Source organism: Salininema proteolyticum, assembly GCF_042685645.1.
Taxonomy (GTDB): domain Bacteria; phylum Actinomycetota; class Actinomycetes; order Mycobacteriales; family Micromonosporaceae; genus Salininema; species Salininema proteolyticum.
Genome location: NZ_JBHUNX010000001.1, coordinates 1,587,179 through 1,613,409, shown reverse-complemented (window position 1 = coordinate 1,613,409; position 26,231 = coordinate 1,587,179). Strand labels below are relative to the sequence as shown.

Annotated in this window: 28 protein-coding genes and 1 pseudogene; 14 read left to right on the top strand and 15 right to left on the bottom strand. The window is 63.3% G+C overall.

What is annotated here, in order from left to right:
• Positions 1–14: 14 nt before the first annotated feature.
• Positions 15–877 (top strand): annotated as a pseudogene (locus ACFTE1_RS07595) (LysR family transcriptional regulator).
• A gap of 52 nt (positions 878–929) precedes the next feature.
• Here the strand turns inward: ACFTE1_RS07595 and ACFTE1_RS07590 are convergent.
• Positions 930–1,403 carry a hypothetical protein gene (locus ACFTE1_RS07590; protein WP_380623506.1) on the bottom strand — a complete coding sequence of 158 codons (474 nt, stop codon included), beginning with the start codon at positions 1,401–1,403 and terminating at the stop codon, positions 930–932.
• 184 nt (positions 1,404–1,587) lie between these two features.
• Entirely contained in the window at positions 1,588–2,100 is a 513-nt protein-coding gene (locus ACFTE1_RS07585) for a cupin domain-containing protein (protein WP_380623508.1), read from the bottom strand.
• A 124-nt stretch (positions 2,101–2,224) separates the two neighbouring features.
• Here ACFTE1_RS07585 and ACFTE1_RS07580 point away from each other — a divergent pair, with 124 nt between their 5' ends.
• The 3 genes from ACFTE1_RS07580 to ACFTE1_RS07570 are packed head-to-tail and all read left to right on the top strand — an operon-like array spanning position 2,225 to position 8,236.
• Positions 2,225–2,602 carry a hypothetical protein gene (locus tag ACFTE1_RS07580; protein ID WP_380623510.1) on the top strand — a complete coding sequence of 126 codons (378 nt, stop codon included), beginning with the start codon at positions 2,225–2,227 and terminating at the stop codon, positions 2,600–2,602.
• Positions 2,599–6,942: a type VII secretion protein EccCb gene (eccCb, locus tag ACFTE1_RS07575; protein ID WP_380623512.1), complete on the top strand. Its 4,344-nt coding sequence runs from the start codon at positions 2,599–2,601 to the stop codon at positions 6,940–6,942. Before ACFTE1_RS07580 ends, eccCb begins: the two co-directional genes overlap by 4 nt.
• Positions 6,943–6,955: 13 nt before the next feature.
• Entirely contained in the window at positions 6,956–8,236 is a 1,281-nt protein-coding gene (locus tag ACFTE1_RS07570; RefSeq protein WP_380623514.1) for a hypothetical protein, read from the top strand.
• A 14-nt stretch (positions 8,237–8,250) separates the two neighbouring features.
• Here ACFTE1_RS07570 and ACFTE1_RS07565 read toward each other — a convergent pair whose 3' ends face one another.
• Together ACFTE1_RS07565 and ACFTE1_RS07560 are read right to left on the bottom strand one after the other, a co-directional pair.
• Positions 8,251–9,708, bottom strand: coding sequence for a plasmid pRiA4b ORF-3 family protein (locus ACFTE1_RS07565; RefSeq protein WP_380623516.1), 1,458 nt, complete (start codon positions 9,706–9,708; stop codon positions 8,251–8,253).
• Positions 9,709–9,820: 112 nt separating this feature from the next.
• Complete coding sequence (locus ACFTE1_RS07560; protein WP_380762657.1) at positions 9,821–10,411, bottom strand: NAD(P)H-dependent oxidoreductase; 591 nt, start codon at positions 10,409–10,411, stop codon at positions 9,821–9,823.
• 548 nt (positions 10,412–10,959) lie between these two features.
• On the opposite strand from ACFTE1_RS07560, the gene ACFTE1_RS07555 reads away from it, so the two are divergent.
• Both ACFTE1_RS07555 and ACFTE1_RS07550 read left to right on the top strand, forming a co-directional pair.
• Positions 10,960–11,457 (top strand): HAD domain-containing protein, encoded by a 498-nt coding sequence (locus ACFTE1_RS07555; RefSeq protein ID WP_380623520.1) that lies wholly within the window; start codon positions 10,960–10,962, stop codon positions 11,455–11,457.
• Between the two features lie 266 nt (positions 11,458–11,723).
• Complete coding sequence (locus ACFTE1_RS07550; protein ID WP_380623522.1) at positions 11,724–12,095, top strand: hypothetical protein; 372 nt, start codon at positions 11,724–11,726, stop codon at positions 12,093–12,095.
• 27 nt (positions 12,096–12,122) lie between these two features.
• Here the strand turns inward: ACFTE1_RS07550 and ACFTE1_RS07545 are convergent, their stop codons facing one another.
• Positions 12,123–12,257, bottom strand: a complete 135-nt coding sequence (locus ACFTE1_RS07545) for a hypothetical protein (RefSeq protein WP_380762654.1) — start codon at positions 12,255–12,257, stop codon at positions 12,123–12,125.
• A gap of 293 nt (positions 12,258–12,550) precedes the next feature.
• Between ACFTE1_RS07545 and ACFTE1_RS07540 the strand changes: the two genes are divergently transcribed.
• Positions 12,551–12,763, top strand: a complete 213-nt coding sequence (locus ACFTE1_RS07540; RefSeq protein ID WP_380623524.1) for a hypothetical protein — start codon at positions 12,551–12,553, stop codon at positions 12,761–12,763.
• A 55-nt stretch (positions 12,764–12,818) separates the two neighbouring features.
• Here ACFTE1_RS07540 and ACFTE1_RS07535 read toward each other — a convergent pair whose 3' ends face one another.
• Both ACFTE1_RS07535 and ACFTE1_RS07530 read right to left on the bottom strand, forming a co-directional pair.
• Positions 12,819–15,452, bottom strand: coding sequence for a DNA/RNA non-specific endonuclease (locus ACFTE1_RS07535; RefSeq protein ID WP_380623526.1), 2,634 nt, complete (start codon positions 15,450–15,452; stop codon positions 12,819–12,821).
• Positions 15,453–15,650: 198 nt separating this feature from the next.
• Positions 15,651–15,965 carry a transposase family protein gene (locus tag ACFTE1_RS07530; RefSeq protein ID WP_380623528.1) on the bottom strand — a complete coding sequence of 105 codons (315 nt, stop codon included), beginning with the start codon at positions 15,963–15,965 and terminating at the stop codon, positions 15,651–15,653.
• A 200-nt stretch (positions 15,966–16,165) separates the two neighbouring features.
• Between ACFTE1_RS07530 and ACFTE1_RS07525 the strand changes: the two genes are divergently transcribed.
• On the top strand, positions 16,166–17,302 hold the full coding sequence (locus ACFTE1_RS07525) for an ISAs1 family transposase (RefSeq protein WP_380762651.1): 1,137 nt from the start codon (positions 16,166–16,168) through the stop codon (positions 17,300–17,302).
• A 354-nt stretch (positions 17,303–17,656) separates the two neighbouring features.
• Positions 17,657–18,310: a hypothetical protein gene (locus tag ACFTE1_RS07520; protein WP_380624711.1), complete on the top strand. Its 654-nt coding sequence runs from the start codon at positions 17,657–17,659 to the stop codon at positions 18,308–18,310.
• A gap of 62 nt (positions 18,311–18,372) precedes the next feature.
• Here the strand turns inward: ACFTE1_RS07520 and ACFTE1_RS07515 are convergent, their stop codons facing one another.
• From ACFTE1_RS07515 to ACFTE1_RS07500, 4 genes are all read right to left on the bottom strand, one after another.
• Positions 18,373–18,594, bottom strand: coding sequence for a hypothetical protein (locus tag ACFTE1_RS07515; RefSeq protein ID WP_380624713.1), 222 nt, complete (start codon positions 18,592–18,594; stop codon positions 18,373–18,375).
• On the bottom strand, positions 18,587–18,808 hold the full coding sequence (locus ACFTE1_RS07510) for a hypothetical protein (protein WP_380624715.1): 222 nt from the start codon (positions 18,806–18,808) through the stop codon (positions 18,587–18,589). The genes ACFTE1_RS07515 and ACFTE1_RS07510 overlap by 8 nt, the downstream gene beginning before the upstream one ends.
• Complete coding sequence (locus tag ACFTE1_RS07505; RefSeq protein WP_380624717.1) at positions 18,805–19,017, bottom strand: hypothetical protein; 213 nt, start codon at positions 19,015–19,017, stop codon at positions 18,805–18,807. The genes ACFTE1_RS07510 and ACFTE1_RS07505 overlap by 4 nt, the downstream gene beginning before the upstream one ends.
• A 709-nt stretch (positions 19,018–19,726) precedes the next feature.
• A complete protein-coding gene (locus tag ACFTE1_RS07500) occupies positions 19,727–20,257 on the bottom strand; it encodes a DUF6624 domain-containing protein (RefSeq protein WP_380624719.1) in 531 nt (176 codons plus the stop codon).
• A 105-nt stretch (positions 20,258–20,362) separates the two neighbouring features.
• Here ACFTE1_RS07500 and ACFTE1_RS07495 point away from each other — a divergent pair, with 105 nt between their 5' ends.
• Positions 20,363–20,755: a hypothetical protein gene (locus ACFTE1_RS07495; protein WP_380624721.1), complete on the top strand. Its 393-nt coding sequence runs from the start codon at positions 20,363–20,365 to the stop codon at positions 20,753–20,755.
• Positions 20,756–21,100: 345 nt separating this feature from the next.
• Here the strand turns inward: ACFTE1_RS07495 and ACFTE1_RS07490 are convergent, their stop codons facing one another.
• Positions 21,101–21,328: a hypothetical protein gene (locus ACFTE1_RS07490; RefSeq protein WP_380624723.1), complete on the bottom strand. Its 228-nt coding sequence runs from the start codon at positions 21,326–21,328 to the stop codon at positions 21,101–21,103.
• Positions 21,329–21,534: 206 nt separating this feature from the next.
• Here ACFTE1_RS07490 and ACFTE1_RS07485 point away from each other — a divergent pair, with 206 nt between their 5' ends.
• From ACFTE1_RS07485 to ACFTE1_RS07470, 4 genes are all read left to right on the top strand, one after another.
• A complete protein-coding gene (locus ACFTE1_RS07485; protein ID WP_380624725.1) occupies positions 21,535–21,894 on the top strand; it encodes a hypothetical protein in 360 nt (119 codons plus the stop codon).
• A 78-nt stretch (positions 21,895–21,972) separates the two neighbouring features.
• Complete coding sequence (locus tag ACFTE1_RS07480) at positions 21,973–22,473, top strand: NUDIX hydrolase (protein WP_380624727.1); 501 nt, start codon at positions 21,973–21,975, stop codon at positions 22,471–22,473.
• Positions 22,474–22,629: 156 nt separating this feature from the next.
• Positions 22,630–23,067, top strand: coding sequence for a helix-turn-helix domain-containing protein (locus ACFTE1_RS07475; RefSeq protein ID WP_449329518.1), 438 nt, complete (start codon positions 22,630–22,632; stop codon positions 23,065–23,067).
• A complete protein-coding gene (locus tag ACFTE1_RS07470) occupies positions 23,007–23,615 on the top strand; it encodes an IS630 family transposase (RefSeq protein ID WP_380624731.1) in 609 nt (202 codons plus the stop codon). The genes ACFTE1_RS07475 and ACFTE1_RS07470 overlap by 61 nt, the downstream gene beginning before the upstream one ends.
• A 68-nt stretch (positions 23,616–23,683) precedes the next feature.
• Here ACFTE1_RS07470 and ACFTE1_RS07465 read toward each other — a convergent pair whose 3' ends face one another.
• The 3 genes from ACFTE1_RS07465 to ACFTE1_RS07455 form a co-directional block, all read right to left on the bottom strand.
• Positions 23,684–24,229 carry an NUDIX hydrolase gene (locus ACFTE1_RS07465; protein WP_380624733.1) on the bottom strand — a complete coding sequence of 182 codons (546 nt, stop codon included), beginning with the start codon at positions 24,227–24,229 and terminating at the stop codon, positions 23,684–23,686.
• A 175-nt stretch (positions 24,230–24,404) separates the two neighbouring features.
• On the bottom strand, positions 24,405–25,634 hold the full coding sequence (locus ACFTE1_RS07460) for an RNA-guided endonuclease InsQ/TnpB family protein (RefSeq protein ID WP_380624735.1): 1,230 nt from the start codon (positions 25,632–25,634) through the stop codon (positions 24,405–24,407).
• Between the two features lie 171 nt (positions 25,635–25,805).
• Positions 25,806–26,216, bottom strand: coding sequence for an NUDIX hydrolase (locus ACFTE1_RS07455; protein ID WP_380624737.1), 411 nt, complete (start codon positions 26,214–26,216; stop codon positions 25,806–25,808).
• Positions 26,217–26,231 lie beyond the last annotated feature (15 nt).

Genomic DNA, 26,231 nt, shown 5'->3' with positions numbered 1-26,231 from the left:
TATGCTTGACGGGAATGACCATCGAACTGCGCCACCTGAGGGCCTTTCTCGCCATCGCCGAGGAGGGCGCCATCACACGCGCCGCCATCCGGCTGAACCTCGGCCAGCCCGCCCTGTCGCGCACGCTGCGGCAGTTGGAGGACCATTTCGGCGTTCGGCTCGTCGACCGCTCCACGCACCACCTCGAACTCACCGCCGCCGGCGAGCGCTTCCGGGACCAGGCCGCCGCCGCGGTGGCGGCCGTCGAGACGGCGCTCGACCCCCGCTCGCTACAGTCGCTGCCTTTGCGCCTCGGCCATTCCTGGGCGGCGTTCGGCGATCTCACGATTCCCCTGCTGCGGCGCTGGGACCAGGAGCATCCCCCGACGTGTTGCTCGAACTGCGCCGCCTCGACGACCGCACCGGCGGGCTCACCACCGGCCGCGCCGACGTCGCCCTCCTGCGCGGCGACGTGGGTGCGCCCGGGCTGGTCACGGAACTGCTCCTGGACGAGGCCCGCCTCGCGGTCGTCCCCGCCGGGAGTGCGCTCGCCGACAAGGATGAACTGTCCCTGGCGGACTTGGTGCCGCTCCCGCTCGTCTTCAACACCGTCGCCGGGACGACCACGCTCGACCTGTGGCCCTCCGGTTCGCGGCCCTCTCCGGTCATCGAGGTGGGGAACACCGACGAGTGGATGACGGCCATCGCCGCCGGCCGGGGCGCGGGGATCACGACTGAGGCGACGCCGAGCCTGTTCCGGCATCCCGGGATCGCCTTCCGTCCCTTGGCCGACGCGCCGCCCGTGCCGCTGTACGTCGCTTGGCGCCGGGGCGCGCCGACGCACCGGTCCGTCCCGGACCTGGTGGACTTGGCGCACGAGATCGCCTCCGGGGTTTGATGGCCGGGGCCGGCCCTGCCGGAAGGCGGGACCGGCCCCGGCGCCGCTGTCGTCAGGCCCTGCCCCAGGCGAAATCGGAGCTACAGCCGATGTCTCCGACGCACAGGCGCATCTCAACGCGGTAGCCCTCCGGGATGTTCCCCGATCCGTCGGGGGTGCCGAGGTTGTAGGTTTCGGTCCCGGCGTTGGCGAAGACGTCCGTGTCCTTGAGGTTGTCGCCGTTGTACACCTCCACGATGGTCCTGGCCCGGCGGCCGTCGGTGTGGCGGTCCTCCAAGCGCAGTTCCTCGCCGTAGGCGTTGAAGTTGACCTTGTAGTAGACCTCGCCGTTGCAGCGGCCGTTGATCCAGGCGTCCGCGCCCCCGGAGTCGTAAGGGGTGGTCTTCGTACCGGACCAGTAGTCGAACCTGAGCGAACAGCCTTCGACCGCGACGGCCTGGGCGGTGCCCGCCGAAACGGTGAGCGCCAGCGTGAGGCCCGCCAACATGGCGAACGTTCCGGCGGCGAGGCGTTTAAGGGTTGTCATGACCTTCTCTTCTTTCCGGCTCCTCAGTCGGAGAGGGCCCGATGTCGGGAATTCCCCGATGGAAACAGAGGAGATCGTAAATTCGTCATAAGTCTTGCACACGCGTCCGACTCAACGGTGGGGACGCCGAGTGGCATCAGGACCAGACTGAAATCCGAAACCCGGGCCGCGGCCCGAGAAGCGCTCAGACCCAGTAGGTGTCGTGAGTCGCGAAGAACTCCCGGCGCTCCTCCTCGGTCATCTCGCCGAGCCGGTGCAGCCCTTCGAAGTACCCTTCCCTCGGAGCGCCCGGCGCGAACAGCAGCAGCATCGACGCCGGCTCGCCCGACTCGTTCTTGAACGCGTGGACGCCGCCCTCCGGCACGTACAGGAAGTCGCCCTGGTCCGCGTCGACCCACTGGCCGCCGTTGTACAGGCGCACCGATCCCGACAGGATGAAGAACGTCTCCGAGATGCTCTTGTGGAAGTGCGGCTCGGGCCCGCTCACTCCGGAGGCGAAGTTCCACTGGTAGAGCCCGAACTGCCCATTCGTCTCCGCCCCCGTGGCGAGGTAGTCGGCCGAACCGCCGTTGGCGAACAGCAGGCGGTGGGCGTCCCCGGCGGCCTTGAAGACCGCGTTCACCTCACCGGACTCGCCCTCGTAGACCGGCGGGGGATAGGCGGGGTAGGACATGGCGTCTCCTTTCTCGGCGGACATCTTCCTCCGGGAGAACCATACTGCGGAACGGGCAGTTCCGTCTGCGCCCCAACGACCTACGCTTGCGGTATACGACGCGGCAGGCCAGAATGGAGGGGATTCCGAACCCCGGAGGAGGCTCGCCGTGCCCGACACGATCACCATCCGCCTTGCGCCCGATGAAACCTGGACCCCCTCTCAGCTGGACAGCGTCTGCGAGGAGCTGGAGCTGGACTTCAAGGAGATCCGTGGCGTCGCCGCCGAGACGGAGACGACTCCGCCGAAGCCGGGCTCCAAGAGCGGCGGCGGCATCGGGCTGGGGACGATCGTTCTCTCCGGTCTTTTCTCCTCCGCCGGACTCACCGCGATCACGACCGTCATCGTCGCCCTCATCAAGCGGACCAAGGTCGGCGAGGTGACGATCCGGCGCGGCGACAACGAGGCCACCGTCAAGGACTTCCGCGCCAAGGACACCGACAAGGTCTTCGAGCAGATCCGCAAGGTGGTCGGAGCGGACGAATGACCCGCCGCGCCCTGCTGGTCGCCAACGACCGGTACTCCGACGCCGACCTCGCCGGACTCATCTCCCCGGAGTCGGACGCCATGGAGCTCGGGGAGCTCCTCCGCGACCGCGACATCGGGGCGTTCGACCACGTCGACATCCTGGTCAACGACTCCAAGGCGACCATCGAGGAGCGGATCGAAAGGCTCTTCGACGAGGCCGCCTCCGACGACCTCGTCCTCCTCTACTTCTCCGGGCACGGCGTCCGGCACCGCCGCCGGCTCCACCTGGCCGTGTCCAACACGACCGTCAAGACCGGCCTCGCCTCGACCTCGGTAGAGGCGCGCTTCATCAAGGACCGCATCCGCGACAGCTACGCCGAGTCCGTGGTCGTCCTCCTCGACTGCTGCTATTCCGGCGCCTTCGTCGACGCGGGGTTCAAAAGCGCGCCCGAGATCGACCTCGGTGAGGAGCTGGAGTCCGGCCAGGGCGTCTACATCCTCACCGCGACCAACGCCCTGGAAGAGGCCTCAGACGGCTCCCTCGGCGACGAGGGCGATCCCGGGCAGTCGGCCTTCACTTCCACCATTGTGGAGGGACTCCGCACCGGCGCCGCCGATGTCCGCCAAGCCGGCCGGATCTCCCCCGGCGACCTGTGGGAGTACGTCAGCCGCGAACTGCCCCGCCGCTTCGCGGGGCAGACCCCGACCCAGTACGGCCAGATCGAGTCGTCCATCGATCTGGCCCGGGCCGGCGCTCGAACCGGGCCGGGGCTTCTCGTGCGGCGCTCCGACGTCAAACTGGCCGACGTCCTCGGCGAGACGCGGGCGACCGACGCGCACGGCCTGCGCGCCGAGGACTGGCAGGGCTGCGGCCGCCTCATCGTGCCGATCGGGCAGCGGGCCGCCCGGGGCGAGCGGGGCAATGCCCAGCCGATCGCATTGGGCGACAAGGGCGGGCATGTGCTCGTCGTCGGAGAGTTCAACAGCGGCAAGAGCACCATGCTCCGCAGTCTCGTGTGCTCGCTCGCCCTCACCCACGACCCGAACGAGCTGCGGTTCGAGTTCTTCGACTCCGGCGCCAACAAGCTCGGCTCGCTGTCGCGGCTGCCGCACGCCGGGGAGACCGTCTGGGACGACGATCCCGACATGGTCTCCCGCAAGCTGGAGAAGATCACCGAGCTCGTCCGCGAGCGCAAGCGCCTCTACCGCGAGCTCGGGATCTCCTACGCCGAGGAGTTCCGGGCCCGGCGCCGCCACCTTCCCGGCGGACCCCACCCCGATCTGGTCGTGGTCATCGACCAGTGGTCGGACTTCAAGGGGAGCATCCCCGGCTTCGGCGACACGGTGGAGCGGCTGGCAAACATCGGCCCGGTCCTGTGCGTCCACCTCGTCGTCGCCACGCGGCGGCCCGACGACCTCATCCGGCGGCAGCGCGACCTCCTCACCCAGTACGTCGAGATGCGGCTGCCCGATCCCCACGACTCGCTCGTCGACCCGGAGCTGGCCCGGCGCCTGCCGAAGTCGGAGCCCGGCTGGGCTCTGCACGGGCGCACGCGGTTCCGTGTCGCCGTGCCCTGGACCGGTGAGGACGACAGTATCGCCTCCGACGACGACGGCGCCAGGTTCACGGTCGAGCGGATCGCGTCGGCATGGTCGAACCGCGCCGGCTCCGAGCCCGACGATCCGGTCGAGACGCCCGCCCACGGCATGCCCCCGGTGGCCGACGACGTCCCCACCGTCGAACTGGAGCCCGTGGACCCTATGGAGTGGCCACGTACGCTCTCCGACGTGCTCGGTTTCGACGTGGGGGAGTTCGACCCGGCCGTCCAATGGGAACCTAAGGCCCCCGGAGACCGGCTGAAGGTCCCGATCGGTATAGGTGCCGACGGCGAACCTGTCGTGGTCGACTTCAAGGAGGCGGCGCAAGGCGGGATGGGGCCTCACGGCCTCGTCATAGGCGCCACCGGTTCGGGCAAGTCCGAGGCGCTGCGCACCATCGTGGGCGGACTCGCGGGCACCCATACCCCGGACGAGCTCAACTTCCTCCTCCTCGACTTCAAGGGCGGTGCCGCGTTCCATCCTCTGAGCGCGCTGCCGCACACCTCCGCCGTCATCACCAATCTGGCCGACGAGCCCTCGCTGATCGAACGCGTTTCCGACTCGATCGGCGGCGAGATGGTCCGGCGCCAAGAGATCCTTCGCGACGCGGGCAACTACGCCAATCTCGCCACCTACGAGAGCGCTCGCGCGGGCGGCGCGGACCTGCAACCGCTGCCCACGCTCATGGTCGTCGTCGACGAGTTCGCCGAGCTGCTCATCGCCAACCCCGACTTCATCGACGTGTTCCTGTCCATCGGACGGCTCGGGCGGTCGCTCGGCATTCACATGCTGCTGTCGTCGCAACGGATCGAAGAGGGCAAACTTCGCGGTCTGGACGCCTTCCTCTCTTACCGCATCGCGTTGCGCACCTTCTCGGCCTCGGAGTCCCGCACCGTCATAGGCACCGGCGATGCCTATGAGCTGCCGCAGGCGCCGGGCTATGCCCTCCTCCTAACCGGCAGCGAGGAGCTGGTTCGGGTCCGGGTCGCCTATTCCGGGCGGCAGTTCTTGCTTTTGAAGGGATCGCACGACACCGAGCTGGATACGCTCGTGTCCGGAATGCGAGGCTACGGCACGCCGGCCCACATGCTCTGGATGCCCCCGCTCGACGAACCGTTTACTCTCGACCAGATTCTGCGGCCCCTCGAACCCGACCCGGAGCGGGGCTTGTCGATCTCGGGTTCACCGCTCAATTCGCGGTTGATCGCCGTTCTCGGCGAAGAGGACCGTCCCCGTGAGCAGAAGCGGATGCCGTTCACCGTCGACCTCTCGGGGGCCGGCGGTTCGGCTGCGATCGTCGGCGGCCCGCAGTCCGGCAAGTCGACCATGCTGCGCACAATGATAACCTCGCTGTCCCTTTTCCACACCCCGGAAGAGGCACAGTTCTACTGCCTCGACTTCGGCGGCGGCACACTGCAAAGACTGTATGGTCTCCCGCATGTGGCAGGGGTATTTGGGCGCCGCAGCGAAGAGGGAGTCCGCCGGACCGTCCAGGAGGTCGCCTCGCTCCTCGATGAGCGCGAGGCCTACTTCGCTGAGCAGGCCATCGACGGCATGTCCATGTTCCGCATGGGGAAGCGCCGGGGAAGGTACCGATCCGACCGTCGCGGCGACATATTCCTGGTGATCGACAACTGGATGGCGTTCCGTGAGGACTTCGATGACCTCGTCGATGGTGTCAAGTCCATCGGAAGCCGCGGCTTGGCCTACGGCATCCACGTTATTGTCGCGGCGAACCGGTGGGGCGACATCCGGATGAACATGAGCGACATGTTCGGCACCAAGCTGGAACTCAAGCTGGCGCACAATATGGAGTCCGAAATCGACCGAAAAATCCAGGGCGGCGTCCCGGCGAATCTCCCGGGCCGCGGCGTCACTCTGAACAGGCTGCACTCCATGGTCGCTTTGCCTCGTATCGACGGGGTGGGGGACAGCGGAGATCTGGACCGAGGAGTCACCGATCTGGTGGAGCGGGTGGAGCAGGCATGGCGGGGGAAGCCCTGTCCGCAGGTGAGGCTCTTGCCCAAACAGCTGGATCCGGAAGATTTCCTGAAGGAAGTGGACCGCGCCGGACCGGAGATCGCCATCGGTCTGGACAGCGCCGATTTTCAGCCGGTGTACTGGGATATCGACCGGGACCCTCACCTCGTCGTATACGGCGACGCCGAGTCGGGCAAGACCAACCTGCTGCGTTGGATCGGGCGCCGTATCGAGGCGCAGTTCGAGTCTGACGGGGCCACGATTCGGACGGTAGATCTGAGGCGCGGCATGTTCGGCGATCTCGACAAGCCGATTGAGCTCATGAACCCGTACAGGCTGAAGGAGGCGGTTCAGGGTCTGGTTCTGGTGATCGAGAGGAGACTGCCGCAGCCGGACGTCACCCCGCAGCAGCTGCGCGACCGGTCCTGGTGGAGCGGCCCGGAGCTGTTCTTCCTGGTGGACAACTACGAACTGGCGGGCTCAGGAAGGTCGAACCCCTTTGCCGACCTCGCCTCCCTGGCCGCTCAAGGCGCGGATCTCGGACTGCACTTGGTGATCGCGCGCCGCATGTCCGGCGTGTCGAGAGGCGGCGCCGATCCTCTTCTCCGGCAGTTGCGGGATCTCGAACAGCCGACTCTCGTCATGAGCGGGCCGAGAGAGGAAGGGAACATCGTGCCCGGCCTGCGGGCGAGTCCGCAACCCCCCGGGCGCGGCACGTTCGTCACCCGCAAGGAGGGCAAGCGGATCATTCAGACGCCGTTCTTTCCCGACCCGTCGTGAGACGAGGGAACAGGTGACGCTCTACTACCTCATCGGATACCCGTTGGCCGTACTCCTCCTCGCCGCCACCTGGGCCACATATGCGTTCCACCCCGGGCCGAAGTGGGCTCGAACGATGGTCGCTGCGCAGTACGTCTTCGGATGGGGGTCGGTCTGGTGCTTCGGCATCGCGCTGACCTTCGACCCGCCTGTGATCGTCATGTTCGTGAACTGCTATCTGATGTGGTGGATGATCGGGACCCTGTCGGCCATCGGTTCGAGGACCAGGGCCAAGGTCTGGCGGGAGAGGTGGGGGTTCGCCAAAGGCCGTGTGGCGAGGAAGCTGGAGGCGGACATTCACCGCAAACCGTCCGCCGCCGATTCCGAGGAGGCCTGGACCGACCGTGTGCTCGGCCGCGCTGTTCAGACGATCGCGCTTCCGGTGGCGATGATGACGGGTCTGGTCATCCCGACGCTGTACATCGCCGCTGACAGACAGTTGCTCCTCGCAACGGCCGCGGCATCGGGCTTCAGTCTGCTCGGTTACTTCGGAACTCGGTTTTTCAATGTGGGGAGGGATCTCGTCCTGGACTCGCGGCGGTCGACCGCGCCGACCTTGCCGGAGGGGACGGAACTTCCGACCGGGGAGTTCGTGCTCTACCTGCGGACGTTCCGCACGGATCGTACCCTCGACAATATTCCCGTCACCGAACCTCGACCCGAAATGGGACCCGACAGGCATTTCATTCCCACGCTCACTCAAGAGGAGAGCCTTGTCGAGGCGCTGAGCCCAGCAGGTCCGGTCGTCGCCATTGGCAACCCAAAGGAGAACCTGCCCCGGCTCGGAGCCGTGAGGATGTACTGCTCTGGATCGGACTGGCAGGCCACGGTTGCGGATATGATCGGCAAAGCGCGGTTGACGGTCATCTCCATCGGCGCCGGCGAGGGAACGATGTGGGAGATCGCCGAAGCCATGCGACTGCTGCCTCCCCAGAGACTGCTGCTGCTGGTTCCCGACAGGCTGGGAGACGAGGAATACCGGAGGATCAGCGTCCGGGTAGCCGAACACGCGCAGAATTGGCCCCCGGCCGCAGCGGGACCGGTGAAGGTCGCCGACCGCTTTCCGCCGGACCTGCCGTGGCGACGGCTCCGCGAGGTCGGATTCCTGCACTTCGGCGCCGACTGGACTCCTCACTTCGCGACCTTTCAGAAGTTCATTCCGACCGACTTTCTCGCCGATGCCCCGAAGACCTACCGTGCCGGACTCAAGGCGCCGTTCACTCAGCTCGAAGAGTGGGAGTCCGCGTCCCGGTAACGGAATGCAGAGCCTCACTGTCGTCTGAGCGGGGCGAGGCCCTCGTTGATCGCTCGCCTGTCGAACTGGCGCGGCACGATCGCGCGCACCGCATCGACGCCCCATTCGGCCAATTCGGCCTCGGCGCCTGTCGGAGCCTTCCCTTCCAGGACATCCAGGACGAGGCACCAGACGCCTATCCCGCCCGTGTCCTCCAACGGCGCCGGCCGTCTCCCGGCCGTGCAGCGCGGATACACCGAGTCCGGCTCGGCGTCCACGACCTTCTCCACGGACAGCACGACTTCCCAGGAATCCCCGAAGTCGTACGTGTAGTGGAAGGTCTCGCCCTCCCCGACGAGTCGGCCCAGCACCTCTCCCGAGGCGGACGGGACTCCGTCCAGGCCGCAGTCGCTGTAAGAGCTGGCGCCGATGTCGAACTCCCACAGGTGAGTGTCGGTCCAGCCGAACGCCGCCTGAAGGATCCGGTGCAGATCGCTCAGCCGGGTGTCCGCCGGAACTTCGAGCCGCCTCCAGATGGGCGGCTTGGCCTTGCGGATGTCGGCGCGGATGCGGAACACCGTGTCCACCGGCCGGAGGACCGCGTTCCTTTCGCGAATCGACTCCCAGGTGCGATCGCTGCGGTGTTCCTCCGGCGCCGTTCCCGGGCGGCCGCCCTCCAGGTGCTCGCCGTGTTCGCGGCCCGCCCTGCCCAGGCCCGCCTGATTCATGCGCGTGACCAGCAGGTTGAGGTGCAATGGCAGGTACGGATCGTCCGGCGCGGTGGCGGACAGCTGGTCCCAGCCGCCGCCTCCGCGGTGCGCGATGGTCGTTTCCAGGGCCGAACTCAGGTACAGGGCCGCCTCTTCCTTTTTCAGCTCGCGGGGCTCGACGGGCACGCCCGGCCGGTGTTCTCTGCCCTGATCGAGGGCGTCCAGCACCTCTTCGACCTCGTCATCGCCGTGCGCCGTTTCGAAGTCCCGGATCGCGCCGCAGTCCTCGGTGTCGATGGTGAGGAGGAAGAGGTGCGGCGTGCCGTTGCGGAGGAACGTGACGGAGAGGAGCCGCAGTGGACTTCCACCGATGAGGTACTCCGCCGCGTCCAGGAAGCGCGGCGGGTGCCTGAGCTCCGGGGCCCACTCGGGAGCGAAGACGCCGTAGTACTCGAAAGCCTCGACGCCCGCTCGGGTGTCCTCCCGCGATTCGGCGCTCCCCATGTCCGCCAAGGCCGTCAGCACGGCGGCGGCTTCCGGCGAGAGGTGGTTGTTGAGGTGGTCGTTCAAGGTGACGGTCTCAAGGTAGTCCAGCGGACGCCCGAGGGACAGCATGGGCATGAGCACGTTCAGGATCATGGTCTCGGCCTTGAGCGGATCCCGCTCGGCCCCGATCAAGTCCAGGAGCCGCCGGTCCAGGACCGGGATGATCTCGTCGACTGGCGAGTGGCGCTGCCGGATCCATCGAACGGGTTTGTCCCTGCGTCGTCGATTTCCTGCCATGTGTTCACTTTCCTACGTGTTCAGGGCGATGAGGCGGAAGCGCAGGCCGGTGTCGCCATTCGGTCGCAGGTGCCGCGATGATCGGACATCGGCCCGCCCGGCCGCTTTGCTCTCAGCTCTTCCGGTGCAGTTGCAGCCCCGATCTGCCGGAAGCCTCCCGCCCCGGCTTGAGCTGCCGAGCCTCGTCGTAGTCCCCTCCGGCCTCGGCGCGGTAGGGGATCGGCTCGTCGGACTCGATGCCGATCAGGCGCTTCCGATACCTTTCGGCGATCGCGGCGTACTGGTCGTCGTTCACATGCACGGCACTATGCGTGACGAACGGCGGCAGCACTGCGAACCCGGTGAAGTACAGGGTCCCGTGCAGGACATGGTGGAGCAGGTCCTCGATGCCGCCGTTGACGCCGCGCTCGCCGAAGTGGCTCTCCGCTCCTCCGGTGAACGTGGTGACGAGGGCCTTCTTCCCGGCGAGTGGACCGTTGCCGTAACGCGGGAGGCTCCCGTACGCGAAGTCGCGGGTGAACACCCGGTCGATCCAGCCTTTCAGAATGGCGGGCATGGAGAACCACCAGAGTGGGAACTGCAGGATCACGAGGTCGGCCTCCAGCAGCCCTCGTTGCCGACCTCCCGGTCGACCTTGTTCCTCACGTGGACATGACGGAGCCTCTGCCCACGGACCGGGAGAAAACCGAGCAGTGGCTTGCACAGGCGCTGCCTCGTTCGACCGCGGTCTTGGATGAGAGCGGTCGCGCTCGCCCCGAGGGCATCGTGGCACGGTCCGCTGATAGGTCCCAGATCGCTAAGCTGCGATTCTCTGACTACGCCGGAACCCGCCGACGGTTGCAAAAGACTCGGTAAACTTTGGTGTAGGTTCTCGTCAGTTCTGTCGGTGCCTCTTCGAGATGACGGTCCAGATGTCGGACCCGTCAACAAGATGAGGAACCAGGCTTGGGGGTGACAGACACCACATATTGCCGCGTTCATGCCGTTCTCATGGTGGGAAAGCTGAAGAATCGGCTGTCCGCGGTCGAGTTGCGGTATCGGACAGATGGCGACGAGTTCGTCGACACATCGATGAACTGCGCCCCGATCGACGCGCTCTCCGACTCCGTTCCGGTTCGTGAGTTCCGTTGATACAAGGGCCGAAAGCACTACTCCGGTCTCCAAGCCATAAAAGGACTCAACTCGTTGCGTTCCAGCCGAACACGCACGAGATTTCAAACGTCACCAACGGGCGACTACAATCGGCAGGACATGACCGAGCACAACGAGCGACCATTCCTCTTTCTCGACGTCGACGGGACCGTGATCCCTTTCGGCCGGCAGAACGGGAACAGATCGGCAGCAACCACCACCGAGTCCTACCTGACAGGGATCAACTCTGAACTGGGCGAGCGACTGGCTGAATTGCCCTGCGAACTGGCCTGGGCTACAACCTGGGAAAATGAGGCCAACACCGAGTTGGCGCCTAGACTGGGGTTGCCTTCATTGCCAGTGGTGCACTGGCCGGAGCCGACGCCTGACGAGGAACTCGAAGACCAGTGGTTCAACCTGCACTGGAAGACTCGCACGCTGGTCGCACGAGCCAACGGGCGTCCGTTCGTCTGGTTCGACGACGAGATCACCAGCGCTGACGCCGACTGGGTCGCCGCACACCACCACGGCCGCGCCCTTCTCCACCGCGTTGACGCCTCCAAAGGCATCACTTACCGCGATCTAGAATCCCTCGACGCTTGGCTCCGCTGGGCCTGAACTGGCTCACTAGGAGGCAGCCCGGCGCTCCGTTCGGTTAGCCCAACCGCTTCGAAGAAAGCGACAAGTCAGATGAGACCAACCTGATGACATGATGTTGAGACTTGTTGCGATGCCGGAGGTCAAGCGTTTGGGTTCCGACATCCTCGCTGAGAACCTACACTTTGGTCGAAAGGAGGCTGGCACATATCGGCCTCCTTTTGACGTTGTCCGGCAGCGTCCTCACCCGGTTGCGCCTGTCGGGGGCTCCTGACACGATAACGTCCGTGTTCTCTGAACTTCACTCCATAAATTGGGCGTCTCTGAACCACGCCTATGGTCCGGCTGACGATCTCCCTGCCATGCTGGAGGGCCTGTCGAGCCCTGACGAGTCGGTTCGCGACCAGGCGGTGACCGCTCTTCACATCTCTGTTCATCATCAGGGCGATGTCTGTAAGGCAACCGTGGAGGCGCTGCCGTTCCTGTTCGACATCGCCGCTGAACCGACTTCTCCTGGCCGCGTGGACGTCATCTACTTGCTCGTGTCCATCGGCCGGCACGCCGTCGACGGAGTAGCGCACGGCTACACCATGCATGAGACCGCGTACGCTGCCGCGGTCACGGCTTTGCACGACCGTGTGGACGTGTTCCAGGCATGATGTGGCGACCAGGACGCAGAGGTGCGGTCAGCGGCAGCCGGTGCTCTCGAGTGGTGTTTCCCCACTGCTGGTGACGCGGTCTCCTTCGGCCGTGACCTGTACGGTCAGGAAGAGGACTTGCGGGTCCGGTTCGACCAGGTCGCCGCTGTGCAACCTCGACACCCGGTATGACCGTACAGCCGGTATCACAGCCGTTCTTCCGGCCCGGATTGCTTTACCCCAACGAGATTCAGGTTCAAGCAGTACAGCCTTCTCCTTATCGCGCAGCCGCTCCCGACACGCCAGGTCCGGCTGAGGCCCGTCTGTCGGTTTGCTGACCTGCTATGGTCCCCCGCTACCGTTTCCGGGCGAGGTGAGTCATTGCGGCTATCGACCTCCTTCCGAGTCGATTCCGGCTGGACCGGGAATAACACAGCGCCTGACACGGCGCACAGGTCCTGCACTGGATCAGGGACATGACGTTCGGGGAGGACGCCGCCCAGATTCGTGTGGGCCACGGTCCAGAGAATATGGCGTCGCTGCGGAACTTCGCCATCCTCCTGCTGACGCTTCTGAAGGAACCGACATTGCCCAGAGCGATCGATGTGGTTGCCGCCCAGCCTCATGTCAACTCGATCAACCTGCTTGGCCTGGGGAAACTCGAACAGATAGTTCAGGAGATGAACTGACTACCGAAAATGGAGAAACTGTGTTCGGTAGACGTAGCATCTGTTTGCCCCAAGTTCAGCAGCGATCACCGCGGGCAGGCGTGTCGGCGATGATCCGATTGATGAAGCACCGGTTCAGGAAGGTACCGTTCTTAGCGATGGCGATGACATGGATAGCCGAAAGGGATTTCTCACGCCTAGGAGCAGCGGGACCCTTATATACGGGAATCGAAATGTATAGAACGTCAGTCTCCTTGACCAGTTTTCTGATATCTCCCTCAAATCCCGACATGACTGGGCTGTTCATCGGCATCTGCAAGCAGGTCACTAGGTTATCAGTGATGTTCCTACCACCTAGCTGTCTGGCGACAAGGTGGCACCGGGCAAAAATTTCCTGGTTCTTTCCGGTGACTGCATTGCTCTTGGGCCAATCCCAAGGAGTCTTCGTCGCTGTTTCGCCTTTCCTTGGCGGATCGCAGAGGTAGGCGGCCGCCCCCAAAGCCCTGTAACCGCTTTTGCGTGTGTCATCGCTGCCCGGGGTTTTGTTTTTAACCTCTACTTCTTCGTAGGAAGGGCGGCACTTCTCGTCCTTGTCGCGCCACTTGATCTCGGTAAGCTGTTTACTCGTCGGATCGACCTTCACGACTCCGGCGTTGATCAAATCAGTCCAGATGGTGGAATCCGGGATGAGCTGGTTGATTTTATCGAGCTGTTCCTTGGTCGTGCGCGAAGCATTCACCATGCAGAGTTCCTGCCCGGCCCATTCATAACGGTTGGAGGAGGTTACGACCGTCAACCGGGAGAGGTTCGCATCGCCGTTGGTACAGGCCCTGGACTTGTCGCGGTGTCCGCGGATCCGGTCGTCGAGGCGGGTGCGGTCACGTTGGGAGTTCGGAGAGGGACCGGTCTGATCAACGGACGTCAGAGGAGAGTCGGGGATGATGACAGCGTGGCGCTGACACGAGCCGTCGGAGGTGAAATCCTTAATCGCCTCGTCCACCGCGTGTTCGATGTCCATACTGCCGTCACCGGTGATCAGGTAGCACCGGGATTGCTCGGGGGAGCCGGTATCACTCACGACTTCGGTGGCGACAGGTCTGCCCGATGAGTCGGTATGCGTCGTGAGTGAAACGTTCGGTTCGGCCGTTCGGCCCAGTTCGCTGATGACGGTGTTCATGCTCTCCTGGTAGAGCGGCACTACTTCGGGCACGGTGAGACCGGGCAGCACATCCCACCCGCGGAACCGTTTGCCAGCCTCGAACAGGCGTTTATGTTGAGGCAGAGGGCTGTACACACCCTGGGACGGATTGGCTTCCACAAGTCTTTCCGCGCTGTCAAGCGCCTCGGCAGCACTGTTTCCTTCCTCGATCAACCGGTCGACGGTGTCAATAAGAAGTGGTTTATACGGCTTGGGTGAGCGGCTGAGGGTATCGTTGAACCGGCCTCGGGACCGGTCGTCGGGGAGTTTTTCAGCGACTTTGTTGTAAGTGTCAGGGTCCGGCCCTTGGATTTGCGGAGCGTAGAAGATCACCTGGAGGTCGATGGTGACGGTCTTGCCAGGCGGCGCGGGGTTGGGGAAGGTTATCTCGGAGGAGGATTTGGTATCGCCAGGAGCGAGCGTTCCGATCGTGACGGGAACCGTTCCCATCCCTGGAGTGGCGCTGGCGTATCCGGTGACGGTGGCTGGTCCGGTGCCGCTGTTAGAAATGGTGAACGACCACGAGCAGGTGGGGGTTGTGCAGGAAGAGCTGTTGATGGTCCCGTTCAGACGGGGCTGAGGGACGACGATCTTTTCCAGGTTCTCAGGTGGTTGGGGCTCGCTTTGTTTCGAGGTGGCTGGGGCGGCATAGGGTTTGGCTCGGGAATCCTTGCCGGAGACAGTGTCAGTTGTGCCCTTGTCGACTATTTCGGCCGTCTCTTTCGCAGAAGGCTGGGGGATGATCTCGATGAGTGGGTAGGGGCGTGTCATAGTGTCCTGCGCTTGGCGTACTTCACTGTCGCCATTGAGATCGGCCGTGACAATGGCGGGCCCCTCCGAGGTGCGGGCGGTGGTGAAACGCTTGGGATTGAGCGGCCCTGACAGTGATACCACAGTGGAGGGGATCGCGTCGGAGACGACGAGCGTCCAGTCTTCGTAGGTTTTCGCAATAACTGGCATGCCGTCACGCTCAGTATAGTCGGCTAGGACGGCGCCGTTCTCATCGATGTCGCGAATGAGACCGCTGATGGCCAATGGAGTGAATTCCTTGCGAACGTCCACGGGGAAGGCCGTGCCCTCGTCGATCTTGACCCACCGGCCGGCAGTTCGGGACGTAAGCTCGGGGTGTCTGCGGGCCCACCAGGCTTCACTGCCCCAGACTGCCGCGTCGTCGGGCGTGGCTTGGTAGGTTGCCCGGCCCGCGTAGTAATCCGCGATCTCGCCGGTGGCGTGTCCGTCGGAGGTGACAGTAAACCATCCGGAGGTGGTGACGCCGTCTCTGGCACGGTAGTCGTAGGAAAACGTGACGGCTGGAGCGCGGTTGAAGGGACCAGCAGGATCGGCATCTATCACCCCGATGTCGTTGCCCAATCCATCCCGCAAGACGATGAACGCCAGAGTGACGACGAGGACGGCAGTCAGCCCCGCAGCGATCCACGCGGCGATGACGGCATTGAATCGGCGCCGTTGCGGTGGGAACGCCGGGTTGTCAGAATACGGTGTGATGGCCATGTAACAGCTCCTTCTCGGGTCTATCCCGGCGCGCCAAGTCATTTTCAAGAGGCATGCGGGCCGTTGCAGCGCATTCGCCCCGCAGTTGTACGTAGTGGCGCGCCCGTGCCTTTTACCTTGGGGTGCAAGGTTTAAGAACGCCCTAACAGGTACTAGAGATTCATTCTAATCCATGCTCGCCAGAGTGCTTTCAGCCTTTTATTCGAGAGCACGGAAGACGGCGCCGAGGACGCGGCGGATCGTGTTGTAGGAGGGCGGGATGAACCGGCCCTCGACATAGCGGCAGCCGATCGCTCGGAGGGTCGCGGTCGGGGCGTGGCGGATCCAGGACCAGATGGCGGAGAAGGTCTTTCGTCCGGCCAGCATCGCTGAGCACGCCGCGGCGAGGATGCTGAACAGGGAGTGCCGGCGCCCTTGTGGGCTGCGGGGGTCGCTCAAATGGCCGAGAAACTCAGTAAAGCCGGACACGATGGGGCCTGAGGTGAGCAGGGCGTGCTGGAGTTCCTGCTTCATCCTGAAGTGACAGAGCGTGATCGGTTGGGGTGCAGATAGAAGCAGGCACGGTTCCCCGCATCATATGAGTGTCTAGTTCGTATGGTGCTCAAGGAGAAGCCGTGCCCTCGTCCTCATCTTCGCAAGTTCCCGCTGTCTTGTCGCAGGCGGGTGACCTCCAGCGTGACGACCTTCCCGACCTGCGACGCTACCTCGAGACAGTGCCTGATCCCCGCTCACGCAGAGGCCGATGGTACCCGCTGGCATCGGTCCTGGCCATCGCCGCTGCCGCCGTCTCCTGCGGGGCCACCACCATCTCAGAGATCGCCGAATGGGCCGAAGCGCTGAGCGCCGACGTCCTCCACCGGCTGGGATTCCGGTTCCACCCCTTCCGGCTACGCCGCTCACCCTCCCGCGCCTGTATCAGCACCATCCTCACCCGTATTGACGCCGAAGCCCTTGACCAGGCGCTATGCCAGTGGCTGATCGACCGCCACCAGATCACCCTGAACCAAGACAAGGACCAGGACGACTCCGATCCGACACCGCGCAAGCGCCGGCCCCTGGCAGCGAAGGCACTGGACGGCAAATCCCTCAAAGGATCCAAAACCCGGGGCAACGACCGCCGCCACCTGCTGTCCCTGGTCACCCACGACGACGGGATCACCTACGCCCAACAGGAAGTCGGCAAGAAAACCAACGAGACGACCGGTTTCAAACCCCTACTCGAACCCTTCGACCTGACCGGCACCGTCCTCACCTTCGACGCCCTCCACACCGTAAAAGAGCTACTGCGTTGGGTCCACGAAGAGAAGAACGCCTACTACGTCGCCATCGTGAAGCGCAATCAAGAGCTCCAATACCAGGAGCTTGAAGCCCTGCCCTGGAACACGATTCCCATCGGCCACACTGCCTCAGGCAAAGAGCACGGCCGCAAGGAGTCCCGGTCAGTCAAGATCACCTGCGTCGACGAATCGGTCGAGGCCCTGCGACTGCCCGGAACGAGTATCGCCATCCGCCTGCACCGTCGCCGCAAACCCAGAGAGAAGAAGGAAACCCGAGAGACCGTCTATGCCGTCACCAACCTGCCCGCCCACCTGGCCATCCCCGAACACATCAACCACTACACGAGAGGACATTGGACGATTGAAAACCGCTCCCACCACGTGCGAGACCGCACCTTCCGCGAAGACGCCTCCACCGTCTCGACCGGCAACGCTCCACGGGCCTTGGCCGGACTCCGCAACCTGGCCATCGGCGCCCTCCGACTGAGCGGAGCTGTCAACATCGCCAAAGCCTGCCGACAGAACGCCAAGAACCCCGAACAGGTCCTCCCCGCCCTCGGAATCAAACCATAACCGGAACTCCAGCACGCCCTGCTGAGGTGAGAGGATTGCAGGACAGGGGACTTCTCCTTGTTGACGATATGGTTTGCCAACTACGTCAACGGAAGTCCCGTTCTTCACGTCATGGCCCCGAACAGGCGAAATCCCTCTACCCTACGAAAATGGAGAAGCCCTGAACAAAGCACCATGAAAGCCTGAAGCAATGCATTTTTATCGTCCTGTAGTCTTTCACCGTTACCCGAACACATTGCACTACAAGGCAATAAGAACTTCATATCATCACGTGTGTTTTCTCCATGAGTGAGAAACAATTGCAGGAGATCAAACAGGAAAGCATTTCTCCTATCTTTTGTAGAAAGCATACCCATGGCTGCGAAGTTCTCTTCACCCACAATGCACGCAATCCCAGACCTCGGCGACGTCGCCGTCACCTGGATCGATTCGGTCGACAATGAAGTTCTCACCACCTACCGTCTCGACATCGACTACACACGCCTGTACCTCACGATCGCGTACTCGCCCTGCTCGAATTTTTGGAGGCATGAGGACAACCAACTCAGCGACGCGAACCTGTGCGTCCTCGCCACCACAACCGAACCGGACCACGACTTCGGTCATGACTGGCTGGACAACGTTCCCATTCAAGCGGGCTGCCAAGTCAACGTTAAAACTCTCGACAGTAACAGCGACTCCCTCCCCATCGACTTCGATGAAGCCACAGACAAGGAAAAGACCGTCCTTGAGGCCGCAATCGCCTTCATCGTCTCCCACTGGAGAACTGATCACCCCGACCGGGAACGTCTCCGAGCTGCCACGCTCGCTCACGCCTATCATGAGTCGGCACATGACGCCATGGGAGCGCTCATCACGCACTTGGAAGTCGTAAACGACAGGTGCGGTTGCGTGACCGAGCTGAGGAAGCATGTCGAACGCACGGCTGCGCTCGCCGGGCTGTGGCGGGACGAAGCAGGCCTCCCTGCCTCGATTGACGAACCTGACGACACACCCGCGGCAGCGTAGAGTCAACAAGTCGCGAGCGGGGGTGTGAGCCGATGATCGGCTCACGCCCCCGCTCGCGTGTGTCAGGCAGCTATACGACGAAGTACGGTGACTTCGAGGACTTCCCTCTCTGTCTCCCCGTCCCAATAGGTGACCGTGCCGTCCCGGTCGGCTGCTTCAGCGTCCTGCAGGCACTCGTTGTCCTCGTCCACGCTTCCGTCGTCCTCGAACACGTCACTGGCGGGGAACTCGCCGGTGAACGTCTCGGTTAGCTTCCATGTCACCTTCACCATACGGTCACCCACGTGAGGCCTCCTTTGCTGCGATGAGCGTCCATTCCTCACACGTGCAGGACTCTTCCAGGTGATCGAACTCGCCGGCGAGCGCGTCAATGTTCACGCTTCCGTCCTCACTGAGCGGCACGTCGTCGACGAAGACAGTGTGTTCGCGCACGTGCCGGGTTTTCATGGTGAGGCGCTGGAACGGGTCCTCAATTCGGATGAAAGCGGTCCCGGTCATGTCGTCTGCCTAGCGACGACGTGGGCGACGCATTCGTCGTGTCCTATTTCGAACGTGGCGACGCCGCGAAGGACGTGCCCGTTCCACGTATATCTGCTGGGTGCCCATCCGTTGTTGATGAAGTCTTCGGCGGCGTCTCGGCAGACGGTTTCTTCGCCTCGGTCGGGGTGTGTCAGCCACTCGACGAGGTCGTCTCGGGTGGTGAACACGGGGCTGATGGGGCTTCCTTCAGTAACGTCCTCCCAGACTTGATAGGCCGGACCCGATGGCTTGTTTCCTCGTTCATGCCAGTCGTTCCAGTTGAATTTGAAATCGATGGGAACTCGTTTGATGGCGCGTGCGATAATTGATTCCTGATCCTGTTAATTGACTGTTTTCACAGGTCAATCGTATCGCTGTATCGGTTCATGAACGCTTTTCGTAGCCGTACTGAATTCAAATGGAATCACATTGAAGCTCTACACCGACGCTTTTTCAAAGACATACGTGCAGCACCTCGTCTTTAACGGTCGTGGCCACTACGCAAGAGCTTCCGCCAGTCACGTCGCGAACGCCTCATAGGTCGCGCTCACCGACACTGTCATTCTGCGACCGTCCGCCGAAGCTGTGGCTCGTCCCTTACACCCCATGGCAACGAGCAGCGACTCGAACGCCACGAACCTCTCCCCTGCTGCCGCTGAGGTCGTCAACGCCTCATGCATGAACGCCCCGTCCCCTCGTTCCTGTTCCCGCAACGCGAAGTGACGGGCTGTGACGTGCCACCACGCCTCACTGGAGGCCTCGAACGACTTCCCAGCGGAGACCTAGTGTTCAGCTCGATCACCGGGTTGAACGTGACGGCCGAGGTCACCAGCTGCAATGCACGCGACCGTCGGAACTCGTCCCGCCGGCAGACTGCCTGTGTTGATACTGTCGTGTTCACGACGGTCGTGAATCCTCAATTGTCGGCATTCCGAGTGCGGCTCGGCGCCGTTCAACGTCCTCAAGAGTGCCATCGTAGGGGAACAGTGCGAACCCGCCTTCGTCGCCGACCTGACGCCATTGCGTGCCGCTGAGTTGAGGTCGGCCGGTAGAAATCAATACGCGATCCTTAAGGTAGGCGACGTCACGGTCGGTTGCCTCGCCTGCGGCGGCGGCCTCCTCCATGACACGAAGGGCCGTGTGTTCCATCCAGTCGAGGTCGCCGGCATGTTGTGCCAGCAGCCATGCCGCATGGGCGGCCTCCTCACCTACGTAAGAAATCAACGGCCACCCGTGGTCGGCTACGACCTGTTTCAACCAGGCCGTGTTGTCGTCGTCCACCTGCCGCCACGTAACGGCGAGAGCTTCCGGTACTGGTTTCGTGAACTGAGCGGTCGCGTCCTCCACCTGTCGTCGCATGTCCTGGTCTGTCTCGCTGCGTTCCAGTAGCTCACGTCGAATCCCTGCCCAGTGGGCCACAATAGTCATTGAACAGTCCTCTTCTCGTTAGGTGTCGATATCATGCACGAGTGGGTCGACGGTGTCGTCTGTGCCATCTGTCCTGCGCTCACCCGCGGGCCAGGCTAATTCGACGTGTCCAACAAGCCCGGACCTGACAGCCAGTTCGACAAGGCCGCCGACTGTCGACTGAACACAACCACGGGCGCACCGACGTGCGTCCACCCTTACCGGGTCGGTCTGCCGGCAGCTTCCTACGCCTCCCAGAACTTGCCCATCCCCGACATCACGGTTGTCCGCGACGACGACCTTGCCCCCACATCGACAGCGCTCGCCCTGTCGGCAGAGGACGACGACTTGGAAGGTTGGCTGGTCGCGCACCTCACCGTGAACGGGGCAAGCGCCCAGACGATTGAAATGGCCGAGACGCTCGCCGGTGAACGGTTCCCTGCCGACCGTGTCGTGGAGGCGTTGCGGCAAGTGCTGTCGTATCGGTTGGCGACCGAGCGTCTACCGCGGAACGGTTGACGTTTTGACATCCTCCCCGCCGTGAACAGGCGGAGATTCCCGGCTTGGCTCCCGAATGAGCGCTACGGGTGGGTTCCTGCTTCCTTCCCTTACGGGTGTTTGCGACCACTGCCGCCTAGGCGGTCTTATACGGGCTCCACAGGCTTTACATCGCGCATGTCCTGCGCTAGAGGCTTCAGCTTGATTCTCACATGCCTGCATACAGTTTACACATGTGGCGAGGGCAGCTCGCGTGGGGCCGGTCGATCCTCCGCGCGGAGTTCTGAGGCGCAGTGCCCCGCCCCTCAAGGACGGAGCACTGCGCCTGAGTCGGGTAGCGCCAGTCCGTTTGACCCGCGTCGCACATTAGGGCGAGGTAGTTCGGCCCTTGCATGGAATTGCGTAGTATTCGACGTAGTCAACTAGGTAGTCCTTGAGCAGGTCCACGCGAGGGCCGACGTGAAGCTCAAGCACCTCGGGGTACTTGTCGGTGTACTCCATCGCCGCGTGCACGAGAAGGCGATGGCCGGCGCCTGTTATCTTCTTCGCCCCGCGGGCGGCGCTTTTCTCCCAGTTATAAGCTTTGCGGTGCATGACTTCTCCCCAGTTGTGTTTCCCCGGACGCCGTCGTCTGGGGTACGTAGCTGAGTTTAAGGATTTATTGCCGCCTCGCAACTAACCGTCAAGTGCGTGAACAACACGCGGAGGTACTGCTTGAGTCTCAAGGCTCGGCTCTATAGCATGCGCTACCGCTGCGGTAGAGTCGTGAATCTCTTGCAGTGCGACCGTAGAGGAGTTCCATGGGCGACTTCGAAAATTTGACCGATCGTGAGTTCATGGCCCAGGTAGCGAAGCGTCCTGGCATGTACACCGGCTTTGTCTCTTATGAACGCATGGTGCACTTTTTGACCGGCTACGACATTGGGCAGCGTCGCAGCGGCGCGCAGGGCTTGGACGGGTTTCCGGAGTGGTTGGTCGCTCGCGTGGGTCGTTCGTCGTCTCTCGGATGGCCGCATTTGGCTCTGCTTGCGGCGTTTCCCGACCGAGACCTCAATCCCTATCGTCTCGCCGGTGAAGAGGAGAGTGAAGTGGTCGCTGGCCTTTTCGTCGTCCTGGACCAGTTTCTCGCTGAACGGGAAGCCTCTGGCGCAGCGACGTAGGTCGGTGCCAGTGCCGGGTCGCGTCAAACTGACGTTGACGCTCTCCCGCTCAGTGCTCGCCTGGCCAGAATCTTGTCCATGCCAGAGCACTGCTCGTACACTGACCTCATGCGCTCGCCACTAGCGTCGAGGGGCCGTCGTGCCGCCCGGACCATCCTCATTGACGATTCCGGCCGCCTCGTCCTCATCAAGCGAACCAAGCCCGAACAAGCGCCCTATTACACGACACCGGGCGGCGGAATCGAGGATCATGATCGGTCCCCGGAAGCAGCGATGCGTCGTGAACTGGTCGAGGAGCTCGGCGCGCACGTCGGTCCTGCCACACAGGTCTACTTGACCAGTTCTACTTCTTCGAAGGGCCAGGTAGCGGTACAGTACTATTTCGTCGCCCGGTTGCTCACCCTGGACATGGCCAAGCGAACCGGTAGCGAGTTCGCTGACTCCTCACGAGGCTCCTACGACATCGAACGAGTCGCCCTTCGACAGGACACGCTCACGTCGATCAACCTGAGGCCTATTGAGGTCCGGGACTTCATCACCGTAAACCAGGACGCCCTTCTTCTCGAGGTCTCTCCATGAACATGTAGGCGGCTACTGAACTTGTAGTTTCGGGGTCATCTGGCGTATCCGAGTGGGCCTGTCCTCGTTGAACTATCTGTGAGATATGGAGACGGGGGCGGCCTGAACGCCGCAGCGCGCGCAAAGCGCGAGGCGATTCGTCTTGAGGCCGCCGCAATGTTCGACGCCGGAGCCACACCTTTGGAAGTGTCCCAGACGTTCGAGGTTTCGACCAAAACCGGCCATCAGTGGCATCGTGCCTGGAAGGAAGGCGGAGATGCTGCACTGAAATCCAAGGGCGCCTCGGGAGCAAAGGCGCGCCTGAATGCCGACCAGCTCGCACAGTTGGAGAAGGCACTGGAGGCCGGTCCGCAGGCCGCCGGCCTCGGAGACGATCAACGCTGGACTCTAGCGCGGGTGCGGTCCCTGATCCAGCGCCGGTTCGCCACCACCTACAGCCTCAAAGGCGTCTCCCTTGTACTGCACAGTATGGGCTGGAGTCCGCAGATACCCGACGCCAAAGCCTCCGACCGAGACGACGAAGCCATCGTGCAGTGGCAGAAGAAGACCTGGCCGCAGGTAAAAGGATCGCGCGCAGGCTGGGCGCGTGGATAGTCTTCGAAGACGAAGCGTCGCACACCCTCGTACCAGCCCGGTCCCGTACCTGGGGCCGACGAGGACGAACCCCGGTGGTCCGGGTCCGCAAACGCGGGTCAGGGCGGGTCTCCCTAGCCGGACTGTCCGCCTACCGACCTGGTGAGCGCTCCCGGTTCTTCTACCGAACTATGCCTCATCGCAAGCGCAAGGGCGAGAAGAGCGGTTTCCGCGAACGCCAGTTCGCCGACCTCCTCGATGCCGCCCACCGCGCTTTGGACGGCCCGATCGTCCTCGTATGGGACAACCTCAACGCCCACAAATCAGCGCGAATGAAGAAAATGATCGCGGCCCGCCCCTGGCTACGGGTCTACCAACTGCCCTCCTACGCTCCCGAACTCAATCCCGTCGAGAGTGCATGGTCCCTGCTCAAACGCCGCATGGCCAACACCCTGATCGAGGGTGTCGACCACCTTCTCGAGCTCGTTCGAACACACCTGGAAGATATCCAGGCCCGCACCGACCTCATCGACGGATTCTTCGCCGGAACCGGCCTCAAGCCTCCATAGACCCCGACACTACAAGTTCAGTAGCAACGCCCGTTCTAAGCCAACCTGCCCGTGCGTTGCCGGCGACGTCAGGTGGCCAGTACCGTGGTCAACCTCGCCTTGACTTCGCCCTCCGGCATGTCCTCCACGGAAACCCACTGGTATCCGTCGACTTCTTCATCCTGCAGCGTCACTGTCTGCTCCCCCGTCACGGTGAACACGAACTGGAAGTCGTAGTGGTCATGTTCAGGTTCGTTCTTTGCCACCGAGTGAGGGATCGTGTGAATGTCAATCCACACCGGTGCGCTCTGGCCGTTCATGACCGTCAGCTCAGTCAACCCGGTCTCTTCACCAACTTCACGGCGGGCCGCGCCGATGAGGTCCTGGTCTTCTGGTTCGGTGTGCCCGCCCGGTTGCAGCAGCGTTCCCAACGCTTTGTGTTCGATGAACAGTACCCGGCCGGCGTTGTCGACCACGTAGGCGCTTGCGGTCGCATGCCCGGACAGCCGTTCGCGCGTGGCGAGAGCGTTCGCGTCGTCAAGTGCATCCAAGAGCAGGCGAAGGCGGTCCTTGTCGCCTGGATAGTGTGCGAGGTAGTCGCTGGTAACGGTCGCAATGTGGTCGTTTGTAATCATGTGAGTTCACCTTTCGGCAGGGTTGTCGACGGCAGCGTCTCTTGACTTCCTCCCCACGGCTAAAGGGTGCTGTTGGGCAACGGACAGAACAGTCGAGCGTCTATCGGGAATTCCCCGGTCGCGCGCGCCGAGGACCGTGCTTCGGACGGAGATTTGTCCCTTTACCAACAGCACCCTAAAGCCGGGGGATTCCAACCGGTGGACCCGGTTGGTGCGGAATCCTCGCGGACGCCACTGGTTCCTGCTTCACAGACCGACCAATATCGAGATCTCCACAGGCTGAGACCGCAAGCCCTGCGGCCTTGAGAATGTTCTTCGCCGCGTTGGCGTCCGCGTTCGCCCGATGCCCGCAGTCCTTGCAGCGGAAGATCGATTGGCTCTCTCGGTTCTCCGCTGACAGGTGTCCGCAGGCGTTGCAGGTTTGGGACGTGTACGCAGGATGGATCTTGACCAGCTCGGTACCGGTGTACCGGGCCTTGGAGGCCAGGGCGAGTTCGAGCCGGTGCCAGCCCTTGTCCAGGATGGCCCGGTTGAGCCCGGACTTCGCCGCGACGCTCCGTTCACCAGCCCGGGCGGTCATGTTCTTCGTCTTCAGGTCTTCCAGCACGACCACGGCGTTGCCGGTGGCGATCCGGTGGGCGGTCTGCGCGGTGAAATCGCCGCGCCGGTCGGAGATGCGGCAGGCCAGACGCCGCAGGCGTGCCAGTGTACGGCCCCGAGAGGCGGAGCCTTTCTTCTGCCGACTGAGAGCCCGCTGCAGCCGTCTATACCGCTTCACTTCTCCCGGGGAGGCGAACGCGCGGTCATAGAACTGTTCGTCGCTGGTGACCGCCGCGTATGCCACTCCCCGGTCGATCCCGACCGCAGCTGCGGGGTTGGCGTGCCATTCGGGCGTAGTTTCGCCGTCGTCCACAAGGAACGATACCCACCACGACCCCGCTTTGAACGAGACGGTGGCGGACTTGACCGCCCCGCCGAGACGGCGGGTGGAACGGTAGGTGACCCACCCGAGTTTCGGGAGCTTGACCCGCCCCCACTTCCGGTTGATCCGCTCCACGTCCATCTGTTTCGGGTCGGGAAAACGAAACGACGGGGACCACCGGTGCTTCGCTTTCCACCGCACCTTGAAGGTTCCATGGTCACGACATGCCTTGTCCAAGTCGCGGAGGGTCTGCTGGAGAATGTGGGAGGGCGCGACCCGCAGCCATTCCAGGACGGGTTCACGTTTCGCCTCGGCCAGTTCACGAGCCTGCGGGGCGTAGTTCACCCAATCTCCCCTACGGCGGTACTCACGCCGCTGCTCAAGGGCACAGTTCCACACGAACCGACACGCCGACGCGAACTCACCACAGGCCTCGGCCTGTTCGGGAGTGAGTTTGAGGCGGTATCGGCGTCCGGTGAGCACGAAAAGATCCTATCCGTGAGGTCTGACATCGTAGTCGTTGACGTGCTTACCCCACGGCTAAAGCCGGGGGTCTGCGCACTACGAAATTCCGATCATCGCGGATGCCGCGGCCAGACGCAACCAGGCTCGCCAGGTGACCCCACACAGAGACGTATATGTTCTTCTTCCTGGTTAGAGCTTTGCGAGGAGGCCTGCGACTTCGTCGGAGACGGCAACAGTGCTGCCTGGTGGCACCCACCCGTAGGTGTCGTGTTCGCTCAATTGCACTGGTTCAGTGGTGGCCACCGCGACGGTAAACGTGAACTGGCGTGAGGGTTTAGCGCTGGATCCGACGTAGTCGAAACTCCCTAGGTGCGAACCGGTCGACGTGACGTGAAGGCCGGTCTCTTCGGCAACTTCCCGGCTGACGGCGTCAGTGAGTGTTTCCCCTGGTTCGACCTTGCCACTGGGCAACTCCCATAGCCCGCCGTAGAAGTCCGCGCTCGGTCGTCGCAATAGAAGTGTGCGTCCTTTCTCGTCACGGATGACCGCTCCGACGACAAGTTGGACAATCCCGTCGCGGCGGGCTTGGGCTACGAGCATCGCAGCTCGGTCAGC